Source organism: Streptomyces sp. NPDC004721, assembly GCF_053601495.1.
The window spans coordinates 112,846-130,763 of record NZ_JBSGBZ010000017.1 but is presented as its reverse complement, the minus strand read 5'-3'; the positions used below and the strand labels follow the sequence as shown (position 1 = coordinate 130,763).

The 17,918-nt window shown below is 70.8% G+C and carries 18 protein-coding genes; 11 read left to right on the top strand and 7 right to left on the bottom strand.

The features are described 5' to 3' along the window. The first annotated feature begins 343 nt into the window (after nt 1–343). From ACWEK3_RS18105 to ACWEK3_RS18095, 3 genes are all read left to right on the top strand, one after another. Nucleotides 344–1,099 carry a GOLPH3/VPS74 family protein gene (locus ACWEK3_RS18105; protein ID WP_376410160.1) on the top strand — a complete coding sequence of 252 codons (756 nt, stop codon included), beginning with the start codon at nt 344–346 and terminating at the stop codon, nt 1,097–1,099. 283 nt (nt 1,100–1,382) lie between these two features. Then, a complete protein-coding gene (locus ACWEK3_RS18100) occupies nt 1,383–2,240 on the top strand; it encodes a helix-turn-helix domain-containing protein (RefSeq protein WP_390877271.1) in 858 nt (285 codons plus the stop codon). Between the two features lie 221 nt (nt 2,241–2,461). After that, a complete protein-coding gene (locus ACWEK3_RS18095; RefSeq protein WP_376542750.1) occupies nt 2,462–2,653 on the top strand; it encodes a DUF397 domain-containing protein in 192 nt (63 codons plus the stop codon). Nucleotides 2,654–2,937: 284 nt separating this feature from the next. Here ACWEK3_RS18095 and ACWEK3_RS18090 read toward each other — a convergent pair whose 3' ends face one another. The 4 genes from ACWEK3_RS18090 to ACWEK3_RS18075 form a co-directional block, all read right to left on the bottom strand. After that, nucleotides 2,938–4,059, bottom strand: coding sequence for an ADP-ribosylglycohydrolase family protein (locus tag ACWEK3_RS18090; protein ID WP_453250085.1), 1,122 nt, complete (start codon nt 4,057–4,059; stop codon nt 2,938–2,940). Nucleotides 4,060–4,188: 129 nt separating this feature from the next. Continuing rightward, entirely contained in the window at nt 4,189–4,449 is a 261-nt protein-coding gene (locus ACWEK3_RS18085) for a hypothetical protein (protein WP_390877269.1), read from the bottom strand. Continuing rightward, on the bottom strand, nt 4,446–4,793 hold the full coding sequence (locus tag ACWEK3_RS18080) for a hypothetical protein (RefSeq protein ID WP_390723821.1): 348 nt from the start codon (nt 4,791–4,793) through the stop codon (nt 4,446–4,448). Before ACWEK3_RS18080 ends, ACWEK3_RS18085 begins: the two co-directional genes overlap by 4 nt. 527 nt (nt 4,794–5,320) lie before the next feature. Beyond that, nucleotides 5,321–5,755 carry an ATP-binding protein gene (locus ACWEK3_RS18075; protein WP_453250084.1) on the bottom strand — a complete coding sequence of 145 codons (435 nt, stop codon included), beginning with the start codon at nt 5,753–5,755 and terminating at the stop codon, nt 5,321–5,323. Between the two features lie 113 nt (nt 5,756–5,868). Here ACWEK3_RS18075 and ACWEK3_RS18070 point away from each other — a divergent pair, with 113 nt between their 5' ends. Then, nucleotides 5,869–6,681, top strand: coding sequence for a helix-turn-helix domain-containing protein (locus ACWEK3_RS18070; RefSeq protein ID WP_453250083.1), 813 nt, complete (start codon nt 5,869–5,871; stop codon nt 6,679–6,681). Beyond that, the gene (locus ACWEK3_RS18065) at nt 6,678–6,878 is read left to right on the top strand and encodes a DUF397 domain-containing protein (protein WP_453250082.1); all 201 of its coding nucleotides are present in this window, start codon (nt 6,678–6,680) and stop codon (nt 6,876–6,878) included. Before ACWEK3_RS18070 ends, ACWEK3_RS18065 begins: the two co-directional genes overlap by 4 nt. Here the strand turns inward: ACWEK3_RS18065 and ACWEK3_RS18060 are convergent. Then, on the bottom strand, nt 6,871–7,437 hold the full coding sequence (locus ACWEK3_RS18060; RefSeq protein WP_450546655.1) for a hypothetical protein: 567 nt from the start codon (nt 7,435–7,437) through the stop codon (nt 6,871–6,873). The genes ACWEK3_RS18065 and ACWEK3_RS18060 overlap by 8 nt on opposite strands. Nucleotides 7,438–7,517: 80 nt before the next feature. Beyond that, a complete protein-coding gene (locus tag ACWEK3_RS18055; protein WP_453250081.1) occupies nt 7,518–10,103 on the bottom strand; it encodes a bifunctional FO biosynthesis protein CofGH in 2,586 nt (861 codons plus the stop codon). A gap of 98 nt (nt 10,104–10,201) precedes the next feature. Here ACWEK3_RS18055 and ACWEK3_RS18050 point away from each other — a divergent pair, with 98 nt between their 5' ends. The 6 genes from ACWEK3_RS18050 (at nt 10,202) to ACWEK3_RS18025 (ending at nt 17,101) form a co-directional block, all read left to right on the top strand. Beyond that, a complete protein-coding gene (locus ACWEK3_RS18050; RefSeq protein ID WP_453250080.1) occupies nt 10,202–11,674 on the top strand; it encodes a CehA/McbA family metallohydrolase in 1,473 nt (490 codons plus the stop codon). 13 nt (nt 11,675–11,687) lie between these two features. Beyond that, the gene (locus ACWEK3_RS18045; protein ID WP_450546658.1) at nt 11,688–12,086 is read left to right on the top strand and encodes a nitroreductase/quinone reductase family protein; all 399 of its coding nucleotides are present in this window, start codon (nt 11,688–11,690) and stop codon (nt 12,084–12,086) included. A 189-nt stretch (nt 12,087–12,275) separates the two neighbouring features. Next, nucleotides 12,276–15,218, top strand: coding sequence for a BTAD domain-containing putative transcriptional regulator (locus ACWEK3_RS18040; protein ID WP_453250079.1), 2,943 nt, complete (start codon nt 12,276–12,278; stop codon nt 15,216–15,218). 193 nt (nt 15,219–15,411) lie between these two features. Next, a complete protein-coding gene (locus tag ACWEK3_RS18035) occupies nt 15,412–15,591 on the top strand; it encodes a hypothetical protein (protein WP_141360236.1) in 180 nt (59 codons plus the stop codon). Nucleotides 15,592–15,772: 181 nt separating this feature from the next. Continuing rightward, nucleotides 15,773–15,934, top strand: a complete 162-nt coding sequence (locus ACWEK3_RS18030; protein ID WP_453250078.1) for a hypothetical protein — start codon at nt 15,773–15,775, stop codon at nt 15,932–15,934. A 333-nt stretch (nt 15,935–16,267) separates the two neighbouring features. After that, complete coding sequence (locus tag ACWEK3_RS18025; protein WP_453250077.1) at nt 16,268–17,101, top strand: endonuclease domain-containing protein; 834 nt, start codon at nt 16,268–16,270, stop codon at nt 17,099–17,101. Between the two features lie 123 nt (nt 17,102–17,224). On the opposite strand, the gene ACWEK3_RS18020 is transcribed toward ACWEK3_RS18025, so the two are convergent. Beyond that, nucleotides 17,225–17,821, bottom strand: a complete 597-nt coding sequence (locus ACWEK3_RS18020) for a hypothetical protein (protein WP_453250076.1) — start codon at nt 17,819–17,821, stop codon at nt 17,225–17,227. Nucleotides 17,822–17,918 lie beyond the last annotated feature (97 nt).

Below are 17,918 nucleotides of genomic sequence, written 5' to 3'. Positions count from 1 at the left end.
TCGGGAACCGGACCCGCGCTCCCCGACGTCTTTTGTACCGACGACTCGCGCTGCTTCGACCTGTCGGGGGACTCGCCCGCCACCGATGCCTCCTCATGTGCCGCACGCCCAACGTGCCGCTACCGAACCGTGAATCACGATCTGAACCGCCACCCGGACGACGCAGTCGGACCCTTGGCCGTACCACTGTCCGAACCATGTACCAGTGTCCTGTGTACGGACCAAACCCATGCGGTAGACGAGAACGACATACCTACCGGTTCCCTTACGAACCGGTCACGCACCCTCGACAGACCATTGTGAGAGGGGTCACCCTGTCATTCATCCACGCGGGGAGGCATGGATGGGCAGGAGCCGCAGAACACTTCCGGAGGAGCTTCTGTTGCTGGCACTGGACCCGGCCACGGGTACCACTGCACAGCCGCAGTCGCTCGACCTAGGTCTGGCCGGAGCACAGCTAGTGGAGCTGGCGCTGGCCGGACGGATAGCCCCAGACGGGGATCGTATCGCCGTGGTGGCACCACGGCCGACAGGAGATCCAACTCTGGACTGCGCGTTGGAGTTGCTGCGAAGGCGCGGCGCTCCGGTACGGGCCGTCCACTGGATCGGCGGGCCGCGTCTCGGGCTCCGCCAGACCTACCTCTCGCATCTGGAGCGGTGCGGCATGGTGCACGCCGTGGCCGGCCAGATGTGCGGGGTGCTGCCGACGACTCGCTACCAGGCGACGGACACCGCCATCAGCCGGGAGATCAGGGCCCGGCTGGACTCGGCGATCCGCACCGGCGTACCGCCGGACCCGCGGACGGCGGCGCTCGCCGCGCTGGCGCACGCGGTCGGCCTCGGCAAGCACCTGTACCCCGGCAACGAGGGGCGGTCGTCACGGTCCCGGCTCAGGGACCTGATCCGGCACGACCCCATGGGCGGCCTCGTGGCGCACGCCGTGATGGACGTCCAGAACGGCGTGGCGGCACAGCCACGCCGCAGCGCGGCCTCGGCCGGCCGCCAGGGCGGGGCGGGCGCCAGGCCCGCGGCGGAACCCGCTCGTGGCGTTCCGATGCAGCCACGCCACGGTTCCATGGCCCGTGCCGTGGCCCACTGAGCCGCACCGTTCGGAACGCCGCACCGTACACAACAACGCCGCACCGCAGTCCCCAGCCCCGGAGCGACGGTCCGGAGCCGCAGGATCGACAGGGGCGGCGGGAACGTACACCTCGTACGCGTCCCGCCGCCCGTTCGGCCATGTCCCGGTGCGGAGTACGTGCCCGAACTGACGTGTACCCGCTGCATATCCGGCGTTTCCCAGCGGTAGTAAGCACCTTGGTGGCAGTCTGCTCAGCAGCAGATACGCAAAGTAGAGGCATGCGGCCGGAGGTGCACGTCCCGTGGCGTCCAATGTCAATCCCACTGTCAGGCGGCGCCGGCTGGGCCAGGAGTTGCGCAGGCTGCGCGAACTCAAGGGCATGACGGCCGAGGAGGTGGCCGAGCGACTGCTGGTGTCGCAGTCGAAGATCAGCCGCCTGGAGAACGGCCGGCGCAGCATCAGCCAGCGCGACGTGCGCGATCTGTGCGGGGTCTACGAGGTGGAGGACCACCGGATCGTCGACTCGCTGATGCAGATGGCCAAGGACTCGCGCCAGCAGGGCTGGTGGCACTCCTTCGGCGACATCCCCTACAGCGTCTACATCGGCCTGGAGACGGACGCGGCGAGCCTGCGGATCTACGACCCTCAGGTCGTCCCGGGGCTGCTTCAGACCCGCCAGTACGCGGAAGCGCTGATCGCCGGCGCCCTGCCGGAGACGGCGCCCGCCGACATCGAGAAGCGGGTGCAGGTCAGAATGCGCCGGCAGGAACGAATCTCCGCCGCCGAGAACCCGTTGCGACTGTGGACGGTCCTGGACGAGGCCGCCCTGCGCCGGATCGTCGGCAGCCCCGCCCTGATGCGGGAGCAGTTGGAGCACCTGGTCGAGCAGTCCCGGCTGCCGCACGTGACCGTGCAGGTCATCCCCTTCGACATGGGCGCGCACCCGGGCCTCAACGGCCAGTACGCGATCCTGGAGTTCCCGGACACGGCGGACTCCAGCGTCGTCTACATCGAGGGCGTCACCAGCGACCTGTATCTGGAGAAGGCGAACGACGTCCAGAAGTACAGCGTGATGTACGAGCACCTGCGGGCGCAGGCCCTGAACGTGGAGCAGTCACGTCAGTTCATCGCGGACATCGCGAAGGGGCACATGCGCTGAACGGAGGGCACGCTACGGGGCGTTGGGCGGAGGAAATCATTCCGCGGCTTGAAAAGGCCGCACCGTACACCTCCACCAAGCCAAGACGGAAGACTCCCTTGGAATATGCCATCCGTAAGGATGAATCGTCACTTCGGACTTGGAGTGCGGCGGGTAGCGTCGATCACGCCATCAAGACACAACGTTGGCGTAAACCACTCCACTCGCAATCCGGAGCAGAAATGGCAATTCGTCAGGGCGTCACGGAGACGTGGACCAAGTCCTCGTACTCCACGGGCAACGGCGCGTGCGTCGAAGTCAAGTCACCGGTGGTCGCGGCCATGGCGGTCCGGGACTCCAAGGTCCCCGCGGGCCCGGTGCTCGACTTCCGCGCCGACACGTGGAACACCTTCGTGGCGTCAGTCAAGGCTTGAGAAGACGACACAACCGCACGACAACTGCAACAAGCGCCAATTGATGAGCCCTCTCGACGAGTTCGCCGTCCTTGCCGAGGGGGCTCCGCTTGTGCCCGGACCCCGACTCCGCCCCGGACCTGACACCGTCCGCCCCTCATTCACATACATGAACCAAGGTCAGTGAGCCGAGAAGGTCAACACGGACGGGGACGGCGACCTGGCGGCGGCCGCGGTACCGGCTCCGGCGGGCGCGGGCGACGACGTGGTGGGGAAGCGGCCGTAGCGGCGCGCGGTCCGGGCGGCTACCGGGCCCCGCGCGGATAGCGTGCCAGCCACCCCGGGGAGGACCCGGTGGGCCCGTGCAGTGCGGGCCCCTGGGTCATCTCCATCGCGAAGTCGTCCGCCAGGACCAGCAGAGTGGGACGGCCCTCCAGCTCGGCCAGCCAGCCCGGCGGGAGCGCCGTCTCGCCGTGCAGGACGCCGAGCAGCCCGCCGGTGAGGGCACCGGCCGCGCCGGAGGACCCGCCGTGGTTCACCGCCAGGCACAGCCCGTGGCGTACGTCCTCGCTCACCAGCGCGCAGTACACGGACACGCCGAGCAGCCCCGCCGCCGTCCCCTCCCCCGCCAGCTCCTCCACCCGGTCCGGGGTCGGCATGCCCTGCCGTACCGTGCCCAGCGCGCGCTGGAGGGCGTCCGACACCGGCTGGTGGCCGGGGTACGCGGCGAGCAGCGCCAGCGACTTCTGCACGGCGCCGTCGAGACCGTCGCCACGGGCGAGGGCGTGCACGATCACGGCGTAGGCGCCGGCGGCGAGGCAGGCGATGGGGTGCCCGTGGGTCTGCGCCGCGCACTCGACGGCGAGCTGCAGGACGAGATGCGGCTCCCAGCCGACGAGAAGCCCGAAGGGCGCCGACCGGGCGACCGCCTCCGGACCGGCCTCGGCGGGGTTCTTGGGCGCCTCCAGGGTGCCCATGGTGTCGTCCCCGAACCCGATCAGCAGCGGCCGGCTGGGGCTGCGCCGGGCGTACAGCCACTCCTCTCGGGCCAGCCAGCCGTCGTCCTTGCGCCGCTCGTCGGGCCCCCAGTCCCGCTGGGTGGCGGCCCACCGCAGGTAAGCGCGGTGCACATCGGTGGGCGGATGCCAGGCCCCGGTGTCGCGGCGGACCTGCGCGCGGATGAGCCCGTCGACGGAGAAGAGGGTGAGCTGTGTGAAGTGCGTGACGGCACCGCGGCGGCCGTGGGCGGGCTCGAGATCGCGGATCCCCTCGGGTCCGTGGGCCTCCCGGATCGCTCCGAGGTCCAGGGACTCCACCGGCGCACCGAGGGCGTCCCCCACGGCCACCCCGAGCAACGTCCCCCGCACCCGGCTCCGGAAGTCCTGCTGCTCGCCACGCCCCCAGACGACCCCGGACGTCGCACCCACGCTGAGACCTCCCCGGCAGTTACCCTTCCGTACGCCCAACAGTTCAGCACTGTAATCGAACAGGGATGGTCAGTTGGGGGGACGAAAAGGTAGGGAAAATGTGATGGGCGCGATCCCGGGAGATCCTTTTCAGCCGTACCAGGTCACGTTGCACACGTAGACGCACTCGTGGCGCGGCACTGGCAGAAAGCTGACGAACCCACGACCGCCGAGAATGTCGAATTCACGCAGCCCGCCTTCCCGGTCGAAGGGCCTGCCGACCTTCACCGAGTCATGGCCGAGCGCAGCCAACTCGGTGGCGATCCGCTCCACCTCGGCGACCACGCCCGGCGGTAGTCCATCCGTGACGTACGCGGCACTGGGGTTGTAGTCCCACGCCCAGTCCGTCACAACCCGGCCTCCGCCTCGGCCGCCTCCCGAATGGTTCGGATCTCGGCGATGGCCTGAGCCGGGTCCTGCTCTCCCGCGTCCACAATCCGTTCCAGCTCACGCAGCCGGACGGCGCGCTCCGGGTGCCGCTCGATCGCCACGAATACCGCCCAGGAGTGCACGAAGGCTCTCAGCGGCGCAAGGCTCTGTGTCTGCTGCGCGTTCGTCGTGGCTTCGAACAGGTGCTGCGTGAGGACGGGGATCCGGCTCGGAGCGATGCGCGCGACCGCCGCCCGCAATGCGTCCGGCGTGAGCTCGGGCATGGGGATCAGCGGTCCGTACGGGCCGTCGGTCTGAGCGCTCACGGTGACCTCCGGGTACTGGTGCGTCGGTCCTCGTACGGTACCGGTGTGGCCGGTGGCGCGACGCAGAGGCAGTGCTTGGCATCCGGCTCATCTCCGGGTCTCCCTACGCGGCCGCTGTGGACGGGCGGCAGTCTCTGCAGCGGCCTGGTTCTGGGGATCTGAACGCTCTCTCGCAGCCGTCGCAGGTCTGGAGAGGGGCCAGGCGGAGGGCGGTCGCGGGGTGAGGTTCATTCATGTGGATGACGCCGCCGGAATGGCCGGACCTGGCGCGTACGGGCGCGTTAGGGTGCTGGCTAGTCATCGGGAAGCGCTCTTCTTCCTCGGTGATCAGGCCCTCGCACTGGGATGGCAGTCCCGGCGAGGGCCGATGCATGTGGGCGGTTGGTGGAACAGACGCTGCACCACGTTCACCTCGCCACACCAGCCGAGCGGGGCATATTCACTCCGCCGGGTGATCGACGGGGGCGGTGGGGGCGGGTTGGGTTCTTTCCCCGGTTCTTTGGTCCTTGGCGTCGGGCGCGGCCGGGTCACCGGTCTCCGCGACGCGGTGCGAGTTCGGCCCAGACCGTCTTGCCGTGGGCGGGGGCCTCGGCGACGCCCCAGCGGTCGGCGAGCGCGGCCACGAGCAGCAGGCCCCGTCCTGATTCCGCGTCCGCGGGCACCGGGTCCGCAACCCTCGGGAGCCGGTCGCCGCGCGCGTCGGTCACCTCGATACGGAGAACGCCGTCCCCGTGCAGCTTCAGCGCCAGTCGGAAGTCCCGCCCCCTGACGCGCCCATGGAACGCCGCGTTCGCGGCCAGCTCCGCCACGATCTGTGCCGCGTCCACGAAGTCCATTCCCCAGTCGTCCAGTTGACGCTCGGCCAGCAGGCGGGCCAGACGCGCACCTCTGCGCGTCGCGGAGAGCTGCACGGCGAAGTGGGCCAACGGAGCAGCGATCGGGAGGGACAATTTCTTACTCATGTCACCCAGAGTCGCCATCTGTCCCTACGCTGAACAGCCATCACCTCGGTACGCAACGCGACTGTACGAACGCGGGGCGGAGTCGTCCGGCTCGTACGTCGGGAGGGGAAGGCATGGAGGACGAAGAGGCCGAGGCCGTACTCAGGACGGTCGGCCGGCAGATCAAGATGTGGCGGGAAGCCGCCGGGCTCAAGCAGGCCGAACTCGGCGCCGCCATCGGGTACGGCGACGAGATGGTCTCGTCCGTCGAGCGCGGACGCCGCATCCCCAAGCCCGACTTCCTCGACAAGGCCGACGAGGTGCTCGGCGCGGGCGGGAAGCTGTCGGTGATGAAGGCGGATGTGGAGCGGGCCCGGTACCCCAAGAAGGTGCGGGATCTGGCGAAGTTGGAGGGGGAGGCCGTCGAGTTGGGGGCGTATGCCAATCACCAGATTCACGGCCTCTTGCAGACTCCGGAGTACGCCCGAGCGCTGTATGCGATGCGGCGCCCCTCCTACGCCGAGGACGAGATCGATCGTCATGTCGCCGCACGCATGGCGCGCAAGGCCGTTTTCGACCGAACGCCCCGGGCGCTGCTCACATTCGTCCAGGAAGAGGTGACACTGAGACGGCCGATCGGGGGCAGGATGGTGCTGCGGCAACAGCTCGAACACCTACTGGAAGTCAGCGCGTTGCGGCATGTCGAGATCCAGGTGATGCCCACCGGATGCGAGGACCACGCAGGCATGGGCGGTTCGCTCCAGGTACTGAAACTCAGAGACGGCAAGACGCTGGGGCACTCAGAGGCCCATTTGCACAACCGTGTGATCAGCGACCCGCGAGAGGTCCAGATCCTGGATATGCGCTATGGAATGATCCGGGCGCAGGCTCTCACGCCTCGGGAGTCGCTGGCCTTCCTCAAAAAAGTGCTGGGAGAAGAGACATGACCGCCACCACCTCGCTGAAGTGGTTCAAAAGCAGCTACAGCAGCAATGACGGCCCGGAGTGTGTCGAGGTCGCCATAGCCACCCCCGTGCCCTCCCCCACCACCGTCCACGTCCGTGACTCCAAGGACCGGGACGGTGCGCGGCTCGCGTTCGGGGGCGCGTCCTGGAGCGCGTTCGTCGAGGGCGTCGCTATTTGACGACCTCGACCCTCGTGCCCTTGGTCGCGAAGGTCCACAGGGCCGTTCCGTCGGGCTTGCCCATGCGGATGCCGCCCGTCTTGGCGTCGGCGGCGGCCGGCGGGGGTGAGGCGCCGTCCACGGCGTTGCTGAAGGCGATGAAGATGCCGGACTTGCCCGCGAAGTACATGATGTGCTCGATCTGCACGCCGTCCGAGCCGGTCGTCGTGGGCACGCGCTTGGAGATCACGTAGGCGCCCGGGTCGGGGCTCACCGTGCCCGGCCACACCGGGAAGGTGAGGGTGGGTTTGTCGCTCTCGTCGACCAGCCACACCCGCTTCTGGGCGAGGGCGTAGACGATCCGGCGGCCCACGCCCGAGTCGGCCGGGACGGCCGGCGGGGCCGGAGGCTTGGGCTTGGCGGAGGCGCTTGCGCTTGCCGAGGGTGCGGGTCGTTGGTGGGCCGTGGCGGCCGTGGGGTGGGGACCCTGGTCGGCCTTCACCGCCAGTACGGCCACTGCCGCGACCGCTCCCACGGTCAGGCCGCTGACCCAGGCCCACGAAGGTATTCGGGCCGCCATGGGCACGCATCTCCTCGGCTGCTACTCGACCCCTCCAGCGGGGGTCGGATCATCGTACTGTGAGCTGCGTCTTCCCCGGTTCAGTCCAGGACCGGCAGCAGGTCCGGCAGGTGGCCGTCCGACGTGGCCGCCGCCCGCCGCCGTTCCTCCGGGACCTCGCCGTAGAGCGTGGTCCTCGGCTTCGCCGGGCGTCCGGCCGCCGCCGCCACCTCGATCAGGTCCTTGACGGACTTGTACGAGCCGTAGGAGGAGCCGGCCATGCGGGAGATCGTCTCCTCCATCAGCGTGCCGCCGAGGTCGTTCGCGCCGGAGCGGAGCATTTCGGCGGCGCCCGCCTCGCCCAGCTTCACCCAGCTCGTCTGGATGTTGGGGATCCAGGGGTGCAGCAGGAGGCGCGCCATCGCCGTGACCGCCCTGTTGTCCCGTACGGAGGGGCCGGGCCTCGCGATGCCCGCCAGGTACACCGGGGCGTTGGTGTGGATGAAGGGGAGCGTCACGAACTCCGTGAAGCCGCCGGTCTGCTGCTGGATGCGGGCCAGGGTGCGCAAGTGGCCCAGCCAGTGGCGGGGTTGGTCCACGTGGCCGTACATCATCGTCGACGAGGAGCGGATGCCCAGTTCGTGGGCGGTCGTCACGACCTCGATCCAGGTGGCCGTGGGCAGTTTGCCCTTGGTCAGGACCCAGCGGACCTCGTCGTCGAGGATCTCCGCCGCTGTCCCGGGGATGCTGTCCAGGCCCGCCGCCCCCGCCTCGGTCAGCCACTCGCGGATCGACATGCCGGTGCGGGTGGCGCCGTTGACGACCTCCATCGGGGAGAAGGCGTGCACGTGCATGCCGGGGACGCGGTCCTTCACCGCCCGCGCGATGTCGAAGTAGGCCGTGCCCGGCAGGTCGGGGTGGATGCCGCCCTGCATGCAGACCTCCACCGCGCCGACGTCCCAGGCCTGCTGGGCCCGGTCGGCGACCTGGTCCAGGGACAGGGTGTAGGCGTCCGCGTCGGTGCGGCGCTGGGCGAACGCGCAGAAACGGCAGCCGGTGTAGCAGACGTTGGTGAAGTTGATGTTCCGCGTCACGATGTACGTGACGTCCTCGCCCACCACCGACTTGCGGACGTCGTCCGCGATCCGGCAGAGCGCGTCCAGGGCCGGGCCGTCCGCGTGCAGCAGCGCCAGGGCCTCGTCGTCGGTGAGCTTCGTCGGGTCGTCGGCGGCCGTGCGCAGGGCCTGCCGTACGTCCGTGTCGACGCGCTCCGGGGCCATGCCGGGGGCGGCCGCCTCGCGCAGGGCGCCCCAGTCGCCGTACACCTCGTCGAAGTCGCCGCGGCGGTCGGCGGTGCGGCCGTCGGTGTCGATGGTGCGGTGCAGGTCGGTGCGGCCGGTGGCGGTGAAGGCCTCGTCCGGCTCCTGCCAGGGGCGGCCCTCGGCCACCGCGTCCGGGCGGGCCAGGCCCGTCTCGGGGTCGGCCAGGGCGCGGACGTGCGGCAGCAGCCGCGGGTCGAGCCAGGGCTCGCCGCGGGTGACGAACTCCGGGTAGACGCAGAGCCGTTCGCGCAGCGCGAAGCCCGCCGCGGCCGACTTCTCGGCGAGCTGCTCGATCCGGGGCCAGGGGCGCTCGGGGTTGACGTGGTCGATGGTGAGCGGGGAGACGCCGCCCCAGTCGTCGATACCGGCGCCGATGAGCCGTTCGTACTCCGCGTCCACCAGGTTGGGCGGGGCCTGGAGGCAGGCGGACGGGCCCATGATGTGCCGGGCGACGGCCACCGTGGCGACCAGCTCGTCGAGTTCGGCGTCGGGCATGCCGCGCATGGCCGTGTCCGGCTTGGCGCGGAAGTTCTGGATGATCAGTTCCTGGATGCCGTGGTGGGCGCGGGCGATCCTGCGCAGCGCGAACAGGGACTCCGCGCGCTCCTCGTACGTCTCGCCGATGCCGATCAGGATCCCGGAGGTGAAGGGGACGGAGGAGCGGCCGGCGTCCTCAAGGACCCGCAGCCGCACGGCCGGTTCCTTGTCCGGGGAGCCGTGGTGGGGGCCGCCCGGCTCGGACCACAGCCGCCGCGCGGTCGTCTCCAGCATCATGCCCATCGACGGGGCGACGGGCTTGAGGCGCTGGAAGTCCGTCCAGGTCATGACGCCCGGGTTGAGGTGCGGCAGCAGGCCGGTCTCCTCCAGGATGCGGATGGAGACGGCCCGTACGTAGGCGATGGTGTCGTCGTAGCCGTGCGCGTCGAGCCACTCGCGCGCTTCCGGCCAGCGGTCCTCCGGCTTGTCGCCGAGGGTGATCAGGGCTTCCTTGCAGCCGAGTTCGGCGCCTCGGCGGGCGATGTCGAGGACCTCGTCGGGGGACATGAACATCCCGTGTCCGGCGCGGCGCAGCTTGCCGGGCACGGTGACGAACGTGCAGTAGTGGCACTTGTCCCGGCACAGCCGGGTCAGCGGGATGAAGACGCTCTTGGAGTAGGTGATGACGCCGGGACGGCCGGCGGCCTCGAGACCGGCGTCCCGCACCCGGGCCGCGGAGGCGGCGAGATCCCGAAGGTGCTCGCCCCGGGCCTGGAGCAGCACCGCCGCCTCGGCGACGTCGAGCGCGACCCCGTCCCGGGCACGTTTGAGGGCGCGACGCAGGGAGTTCTCGGTGGGGCCGGTTCCGGAGGTCGCGGAAGTCGTCATCCTTCGAGCATACGGTCGCGGTCACCAGGGCCGATCAAGGAAGGACCGGCCGGCCGCGCGGGTGGTCCGGCCACGGCCCCGGACGGCGCACTCCGGTCGTGACGGCCGCCTCCGCGGCGCCTACGTTGGGAGGCGTGACCTTCGCGAGCGGCGCCGGGACCGCGGACGGCGGGCAGGAGACCCGGACGATCCGGGGCACGCTGCCGCCGGGCGCCCCCGACTACGTGTACGTTCCCGTCGACGTCCCGGCCGGGGTGCGGGAGATCAGGGTCTCGTACACGTACGACAGGCCGGCCGTTCCCGCCGGCACCCCCGGCAACGCGCTGGACATCGGCGTCTTCGACCCGCACGGCACCGAACCGGGCGGCCGGGGCTTTCGCGGCTGGTCGGGCGGGGCGCGCACGGAGTTCTTCATCCGCGCGGACGACGCGACACCGGGCTACCTCGCGGGGCCGGTCGACGCGGGTGTCTGGCACATCGCGCTCGGGCCCTACACGGTCGCGCCGCAGGGCCTGTCGTACGCGCTCGACGTCACCCTGACGCACGGCGTCCCGGGCACGGCCGTACGGCCGGTGTACCCGCCGCAGTGGGCGAGGGGCCGGGGGCGGGCCTGGTACCGGGGGGACTGCCACATCCACTCCTGGCACTCGGACGGCCGCCGCACCCCCGACGAGATCGCGGCGCGGGCCAGGGCGGCCGGGCTGGACTTCATCAACAGCTCGGACCACAACACCCACGCCTCCCATCCGCACTGGGCGGACCACGCGGGCGACGACCTGCTGATCATGCTGGGTGAGGAGGTGACGACGAGGAACGGCCACGTCCTGGCCCTCGGCACCGACCCCGGCACCTTCGTCGACTGGCGCTACCGGGCGCGGGAGGGCCGCTTCGCCCGCTTCGCCCGCGAGATCCGCCGCGCGGGCGGCCTGGTCGTGCCCGCCCATCCGCACGCCACCTGCGTCGGCTGCGCCTGGAAGTTCGGCTTCGGCGAGGCGGACGCGGTGGAGGTGTGGAACGGCCCCTTCACGCCGGACGACGAGACGGCGGTGGCCGCGTGGGACGCCACGCTCGTGGCAGCGGCGCGGGAGGACCGGCGCTGGCTGCCCGCGATGGGCGGCAGCGACGCCCACCGGCCGCCGGACGCCGTGGGCCTGCCCCAGACGGTCGTCCTCGCCGACGACCTCACGCGGGAGGCGATCCAGGACGGCATCCGTGCGGGCCGCTCGTACGTCGCCGAGTCCAGGAACGTGTCGCTCGCCTTCACCGCGACGGGGGCCGGGGACGAGCCGGCGGGCATCGGGGAGCGGCTGCGGGTGGCCGCGGACACCCCGGTGACGGTCCGCCTGGAGGCCTCCGGTGTGCCGCGCTGCTCGGTCCGGCTCGTGACCGACCAGGGAGTACTCCTCACCAGCGACCCGTTCCCCGTGTCGGGCCCGGGGGTCGTCGAGTGGCGTACGACCCCGGCGTACGCGGCCTATGTGCGCGCGGAGGTGCGTCACGAGACGGCGGTGGGCCCGCTGCCCGGCGTGATGGCGGCGCTCACGAACCCGATCTTCCTGGGGCGTGCGTGACAGACTTGTCCGTATGTCCCGCTACGCCGACATCAAGCACCGGGCCGTCACGACGTTCCAGCGGCGCGTCGCCAACCCGGTCCTGCGACGACTGCCGCTCCAGACGGTTCTGGAGACCACGGGCCGCACCTCCGGCCTCCCCCGCCGTACACCGGTGGGCGGCCGCCGCGTCGGCGACTCCTTCTGGCTGGTCTCGGAGTTCGGGGAGCGCTCCCAGTACGTCCGCAACATTCGTACCAACCCCGAGGTCCGGGTACGCATCCGTGGCCGTTGGTACGAGGGCACCGCGCATCCCCTTCCCGACGATGACCCCGTCACCCGCCTGCGCGGCCTGCCCCGGCTGAACAGTACGGCGGTTCGGGCGCTGGGAACGGATCTGCTGACGGTGCGGGTGGACCTGAAGCAACGCTGAGGCGGTCGGTCAGGTCGGTGTGGCGAGCGCCCTTCGGCGCGCGCAGAGAACGTGCGGAGAGGTTGTGTGGGCCTTGTGCCGCGGGAAGTGCGAGGCTGTGATCGCGGTCTCGGGAGCTGACGCATCTGCCGTGAACAAGGCAAACTGACTCTGATTGTTGACGGTGCGGCAGGGGGCCAGGGGGCAGCAATGGAAGGTGTACCGCGGGTGCCTGAGCAGCGGGGTCCCGCGCAATCGGGGACACTGCGCTTCAGCGTGCTCGGTCCGGTGCGCGCCTGGCGCGGTGAGCAGCCCCTCCCCACCGGATCCCCGCAGCAACGCGCCCTGCTGGCCGCGCTGCTGCTGCGCGAGGGCCGCACCGCGACCGCGGCCGAGCTGATCGACGCGCTGTGGGGCGAGGAGCCGCCGTCGCAGGCGCTGGCGGCGGTGCGGACGTACGCCTCCCGGTTGCGCAAGGCGCTGGACCCCGGGGTACTGGTCAGCGAGTCCGGTGGATACGCCGTGCGCGGGCCGGGCGAGGGCGCGCTGGACCTGGCCGACGCGCAGGAGCACGCGGCCCGCGCCGACAAGGCCCGGTCGGCCGGGGACCTGTGCCGGGCGCGCGAGCTGCTGCGGCGGGCGCTCGCCCTGTGGGACGGGGAACCGCTGGCCGGCGTGCCCGGTCCGTACGCGGAGGCGCAGCGGGTGCGCCTGGAGGAATGGCGCCTGCAACTCCTCGAGTCCTGCCTGGACATGGACCTCGAACAGGGCTGCCACGCGGAGGCCGTCTCGGAGCTGACCGCGCTGACGGCGGCACACCCGCTGCGGGAGCGACTGCGCGAGCTGCTGATGCTGGCGCTGTACCGCAGCGGCCGTCAGGCGGAGGCGCTGGCGGTGTACGCCGACACCAGACGCATGCTGGCGGACGAGCTGGGCGTGGACCCCCGCCCCGGACTGCGCGAACTGCAACAGCGCGTCCTCCAGGCCGACCCGGCCCTCGCCGAGCCGTCGTCCCCGGTGGCCGAACCGGCGGTGGTCGCGGTGCGCCCCGCGCAACTTCCGGCGACCGTGCCGGACTTCACGGGCCGCAGTTCCTTCGTGGCCGAGCTGAGCGAGGTGCTGGCGTCGGCCGAGGGGCGCGTGATGGCCGTGTCGGCGCTGGCCGGGATCGGCGGCGTGGGCAAGACGACGCTGGCCGTCCACGTGGCGCACCAGGCGCGGGCCGCCTTCCCGGACGGCCAGTTGTACGTGGACCTCCAGGGCGCCGGCCCGAGAGCGGCGGAACCGGAGACGGTGCTGGGGTCCTTCCTGCGCGCCCTCGGCACGGCGGACTCGGCGATCCCGGACTCCCTGGAGGAACGCGCGGCCCTGTACCGGTCGGTGCTGGACGGCCGCCGGGTCCTGGTCCTGCTGGACAACGCGCGGGACGCGGCCCAGGTCAGGCCGTTGCTGCCGGGGACGGAGGGGTGCGCGGCCCTGGTCACGTCCCGGGTGCGGATGGTGGACCTGGCGGGCGCGCACCTGGTGGACCTGGACGTGATGAGCCCCGACGAGGCGCTGTCCCTGTTCACGAGGATCGTGGGCGAGGACCGGGTGGCGGGCGAGCGCGAGGCGGCCCTCGACGTGGTCGCCGCCTGCGGCTTCCTGCCCCTGGCCATCCGTATCGCGGCGTCCCGGCTGGCGGCGAGGAGGACCTGGACGGTCTCGGTCCTGGCGGCGAAACTCGCGGACGAGCGGCGGCGGTTGGACGAGCTCCAGGCGGGCGACCTGGCGGTGAAGGCGACGTTCGAGCTGGGCTACGGCCAGTTGGAGCCGGCCCAGGCCCGGGCGTTCCGTCTCCTGGGCCTGGCCGACGGCCCGGACATGTCCCTGGAGGCGGCGGCGGCCGTACTGGACCTGTCGGTGGACGACACCGAGGACGTGCTGGAGTCCCTGGTCGACACGTCGCTCCTGGAGTCGGCGGCCCCCGGCCGCTACCGCTTCCACGACCTGGTCCGCCTCTACGCCCGCGCCTGCGCGGAACGCGACGAACACCCGCCGGGCGAACGCGAGGCGGCGATGTCGCGGCTGCTGGACTTCTACCTGGCCACAGCAGCCGGCGTCTACGCGATCGAACGACCGGGGGACCGGCTGGTGGATCACCTAGAGGCCACGCACTACCCGGGGCTCACGTTCCAGGACCGGCACCGGGCCCAGGACTGGCTGTACTCGGAGGCACACGCCGTGCTGGCGTTCATCCAGCAATGCGCGAGAGGCCCCATGCTCCGCCGTGCGGTGGATCTGCTCTGGGCGGCCAAGGACCTAGCTGAATCGGGCGCCAACTCCAAACAGTACGAAGTGGCCGCCCTCACCCTCCAGGACGCGGCCGACCGAGGGGACGACACGCAGGTCCGGAGCCGCGCGCTCACGACGCTCACCAACGTCCATCTGGTGGCAGGGCGCTTCAGCCAGGCGGACGAGGAAGCCCGACTGGCCATGGAACTGGCGGACATCGCGGGCGACTTGGCACCCAGTTGCTGGGCAGCCAACGACCGGGGCATCATAGCGCTCTACCAGAGCCGTCACGCGGACGGTGAGGCGTATCTGCGGCAGGCCATCGAGAGCTTCCGCCTGGACCGGAACCTCGCGGGCGAGGCCAGCGCGCTCTGCAACCTCTCCCGCATCCACCTGGCCATGGGCCGGGTCGGCAGCGCCGTGGAACTGGCCCAGCAGGGCATCGTCATCTATGACCGGCTGGGCCACACGCTGCGCGGAGCGAACGGCCGCTACGCGCTGGGACTGGCACTCACCGGGCAGGGAGCACTGGATGCCGCCGTCCAGCGGCTGACCGAAGCCCTGGAGGTGTTCCGCGACAGCAGGCAGCGGCTCTGGGAAGGGATGACGCTCTTCCGGCTCGCGGAGGCTCACCTCGCCGGACAACAGCCCGCTCAGGCCGCGGCCCTGGCCGAGCAGGCGCTCTCGGTCCTGCGCGGAATAGGAGGCGAGTGGCGGCGCGGAAACGTCCTGACCGTCCTTGGCCGCGCACTCAACGGACTGGGACAGACCGGTCGAGCGCAGGCATGCTGGCAGGAAGCCCTCGGCATCTACGAGCAACTCGGCTCCGTCGAGGCCTCCGAGGTGCGGCTCCTCCTCACACCCGCGGCTGCCGCGTAGCTCCCGGCGGGGCGTTCATCGTTCGTTTATCGCGGCAAGGCACTCTCAAGTGGTCGATCCGTTGCGTCGGGGGGCAAGCGGGTCAGCGGTGATCAACACCGCTAGGGTGAACGGCCCTGATAGGCCCGTCCGGCGGCCCTCGGGGGAGCCGCCGGACGGGCATCGCCCATCAGTGAACGGGAGTTGCAAGTCAATGAGCGATGCCAAGAAGGACTCCGTGGTGAAGCCGCTCGACAACCACGCCACCGACCTGGAGGACGTCACCACGCTGGACAACCACGCGACCGGCGGCACGGTGACCCCGAAGGACAACCACGCCACGGGCGGCACGGCCACCCCGCAGGACAACCACGCCACGGGCGAGAAGGCCTGACCGGAGACATCTGAACACGGGGATCGGCCGCGGTGGCACCGAGGGGAAGCCACCGCGGCCGAGGCATTCCCGCATGCGCTTCACGCCAATCCGTGGCAAGAACCATTCGATCTACTCGAACATTTTCCCCCTGTAGCTAACGTCACTCGGTGTTCAGACGCCCCTCCCCAGAGGAGTTGGAATGAGCAGGACCAGGAGAATCCTCGTCACCGTCGCCATCGCGACGGCGGCCGCTGGCGGTGCCTCTGCACCGGCCTTCGCCGACACCCACATCACCGCGACGCCGGACAACACCCACATCACCGCGACGCCGAACGACACCCACATCACCGCGACGCCGTAGGACAAGCACACCCCCTGTTCGAGCCCAAAGCAGCACCCCGGTGGGGCCGAGCGCAGGCTCAGCCCCACCGCCGCATGTACGGCAACGCCTCAGGCGCCAACCTCGCCGTTGTCCATCGCGTGCAGGAGGCCGCTGAGTATGTTCGGAGCGGGTCGGTGACCTCGATGCGGATACGGTCACTCGCCTGCCCAACCCGTAGTCATCGAAAGGGCGCTGAACACGGACCGGTCTTTCGAGCGGCGTGGCGAACGCGTCCGCAAGGCACGACAGTTGGGCACGTCGAGCACTTCGCGGATCGGCAAGCTCCTCCTGCACACGAGAGCAGCAACGGCAATGGCAGCGAATGCATCTTGGCTGCCGCTGTATGCCGGTGCGTGGGCGGAGCCGGGAAGTGCCCCGGCCCTCGCCACACGGCTGCGTGCTGTGCAACTCGTCAGGCCACGACTCGTCGCCAGCCACGGCTCGGCAGCCGCGCTCTGGCGGATCGAGACGCTGGGCAGCGGCGCCGGAGCAACGCTGGAGTTCATCGATCCCGGACGCGCCGTGCACGGCAATGAGACAGGCGTGCGGGTGCATCGCATGCTCCTGGAGCGGGCCGAGGTGGTCGAGGGCCTGCAAGGCCTCCGGTTCACCAGCGCGCGCCGCACGCTCACCGACCTCCTCCGGGCCGGCCCAAGGGACGACGCGATCGTCGCCGTGGACTCCGCGCTCGGGTATCGGAAGGTCGACGGTGCCCGCCGTCCACCGCTCACCGACATGGCCTCCGTCGAGGCCACGCTGAAGGCCCGCTGCCGGGGTACGGCGCGGGCGAGAACCTGGCTGCTGCTGTGCGACCCACGCGCCGGTTCGCCGGCCGAGACGATCGCCCGGCTGCGCCTGCACGACGCCGGTCTCCACCCTGAGTCACAGGCCGAGATCATCACCCCGGCCGGACGCCGCGTGCGCCTCGACTTCCTCTTCCGCGAGGCGGGACTTGCCGTGGAGATCGAGGGATACGCCTATCACGGCACCCGCGACTCCCACCGCCAGGACATCGCCCGCTTCAACCAGGTGCTCCAGTGCCCCGAGGTACGAAGCCTCCTCCGCTTCACCGCCGAAGACGTCTTCCACCGCCCATCGTTCATGATCGAGCAGATCCGCACAGCCCTGTTCACGAGCGCGAAGTAACTGCCCACAGGCAGCGGAACAATTGGAGGATTTGGGCCAACCCACAGACCCGCGACCCCAGGTCACAGCTCCCAGCGGTGGCCCGAATCCTCCACTTGCCTCTCCGGATTTGGCCGGGGGCGGTCAGTTCCTGGGCGAGGCCGTGGGGTCCGGTTCGCAGTGGGTGGCCGAGGACAGGAAGGGTTCGCCGAGGGGGACTTCGGTGGTGGCCTTGCCCTTTGCGGGTACCGCGACCACCGGGGACGAGTTCTTCAGGAGCTGGGTGCCCTCGGTGTCGTAGAAGGTGACCCAGGCCTGGAAGTCGGCCTTGCTGTCGTTGGGGTTGGTGACCTCGACGGTCGCGTACGGCCTCTTCTGCGTCGCGCAGCCGATCAGCCTCACCGTGGCGTCCCGCAGGCCGCGGCTCCTGCCGGTGCCGCTGGGGGAAGTGGGCGTGGAGCGGTAGCCGGGACGGCGGTTGTAGGTGCCGCCGGTGCCACTGGTCCCGCCGTCGTCGTCCGAGTCGCCGTAAGAGCCGCCGTAAGAGCCGCTGGACGAACTGCCGTACGGGCCGCTGGACGTCGAACTGTCGTGGTCCTGGTGCGAGTTGCTGCACCCGCCACCACCGCCGCCGCCGTGCCTGCTGCGCCCGTGCCCGTGGCCCTGGGAGAAGCCCGTCAGCGCGAGCACCACCACCGCCGACACCGCCGTGAACCTGATCCTGCGCCCCCGCGTCTGCATGCGATCACCCTATCGGCGTAGCGGCGGCGCACCGGGACTCGCGTGGCAACCGACCCGCACGCGGAGTAGCGTCAGCTGCGTGAGCGGTGACGAAAGC

Bases quoted from the DNA above. Each gene is read 5' to 3' on its own strand.
- ACWEK3_RS18105 (WP_376410160.1), top strand. From the start codon at position 344: ATGGGCAGGAGCCGCAGAACACTTCCGGAGGAGCTTCTGTTGCTGGCA.
- ACWEK3_RS18095 (WP_376542750.1), top strand. From the start codon at position 2,462: ATGGCAATTCGTCAGGGCGTCACGGAGACGTGGACCAAGTCCTCGTAC.
- ACWEK3_RS18075 (WP_453250084.1), bottom strand. From the start codon at position 5,755: ATGAGTAAGAAATTGTCCCTCCCGATCGCTGCTCCGTTGGCCCACTTC.
- ACWEK3_RS18070 (WP_453250083.1), top strand. From the start codon at position 5,869: ATGGAGGACGAAGAGGCCGAGGCCGTACTCAGGACGGTCGGCCGGCAG.
- ACWEK3_RS18065 (WP_453250082.1), top strand. From the start codon at position 6,678: ATGACCGCCACCACCTCGCTGAAGTGGTTCAAAAGCAGCTACAGCAGC.
- ACWEK3_RS18060 (WP_450546655.1), bottom strand. From the start codon at position 7,437: ATGGCGGCCCGAATACCTTCGTGGGCCTGGGTCAGCGGCCTGACCGTG.
- ACWEK3_RS18055 (WP_453250081.1), bottom strand. From the start codon at position 10,103: ATGACGACTTCCGCGACCTCCGGAACCGGCCCCACCGAGAACTCCCTG.
- ACWEK3_RS18045 (WP_450546658.1), top strand. From the start codon at position 11,688: ATGTCCCGCTACGCCGACATCAAGCACCGGGCCGTCACGACGTTCCAG.
- ACWEK3_RS18040 (WP_453250079.1), top strand. From the start codon at position 12,276: ATGGAAGGTGTACCGCGGGTGCCTGAGCAGCGGGGTCCCGCGCAATCG.
- ACWEK3_RS18035 (WP_141360236.1), top strand. From the start codon at position 15,412: ATGAGCGATGCCAAGAAGGACTCCGTGGTGAAGCCGCTCGACAACCAC.
- ACWEK3_RS18030 (WP_453250078.1), top strand. From the start codon at position 15,773: ATGAGCAGGACCAGGAGAATCCTCGTCACCGTCGCCATCGCGACGGCG.
- ACWEK3_RS18025 (WP_453250077.1), top strand. From the start codon at position 16,268: ATGGCAGCGAATGCATCTTGGCTGCCGCTGTATGCCGGTGCGTGGGCG.
- ACWEK3_RS18020 (WP_453250076.1), bottom strand. From the start codon at position 17,821: ATGCAGACGCGGGGGCGCAGGATCAGGTTCACGGCGGTGTCGGCGGTG.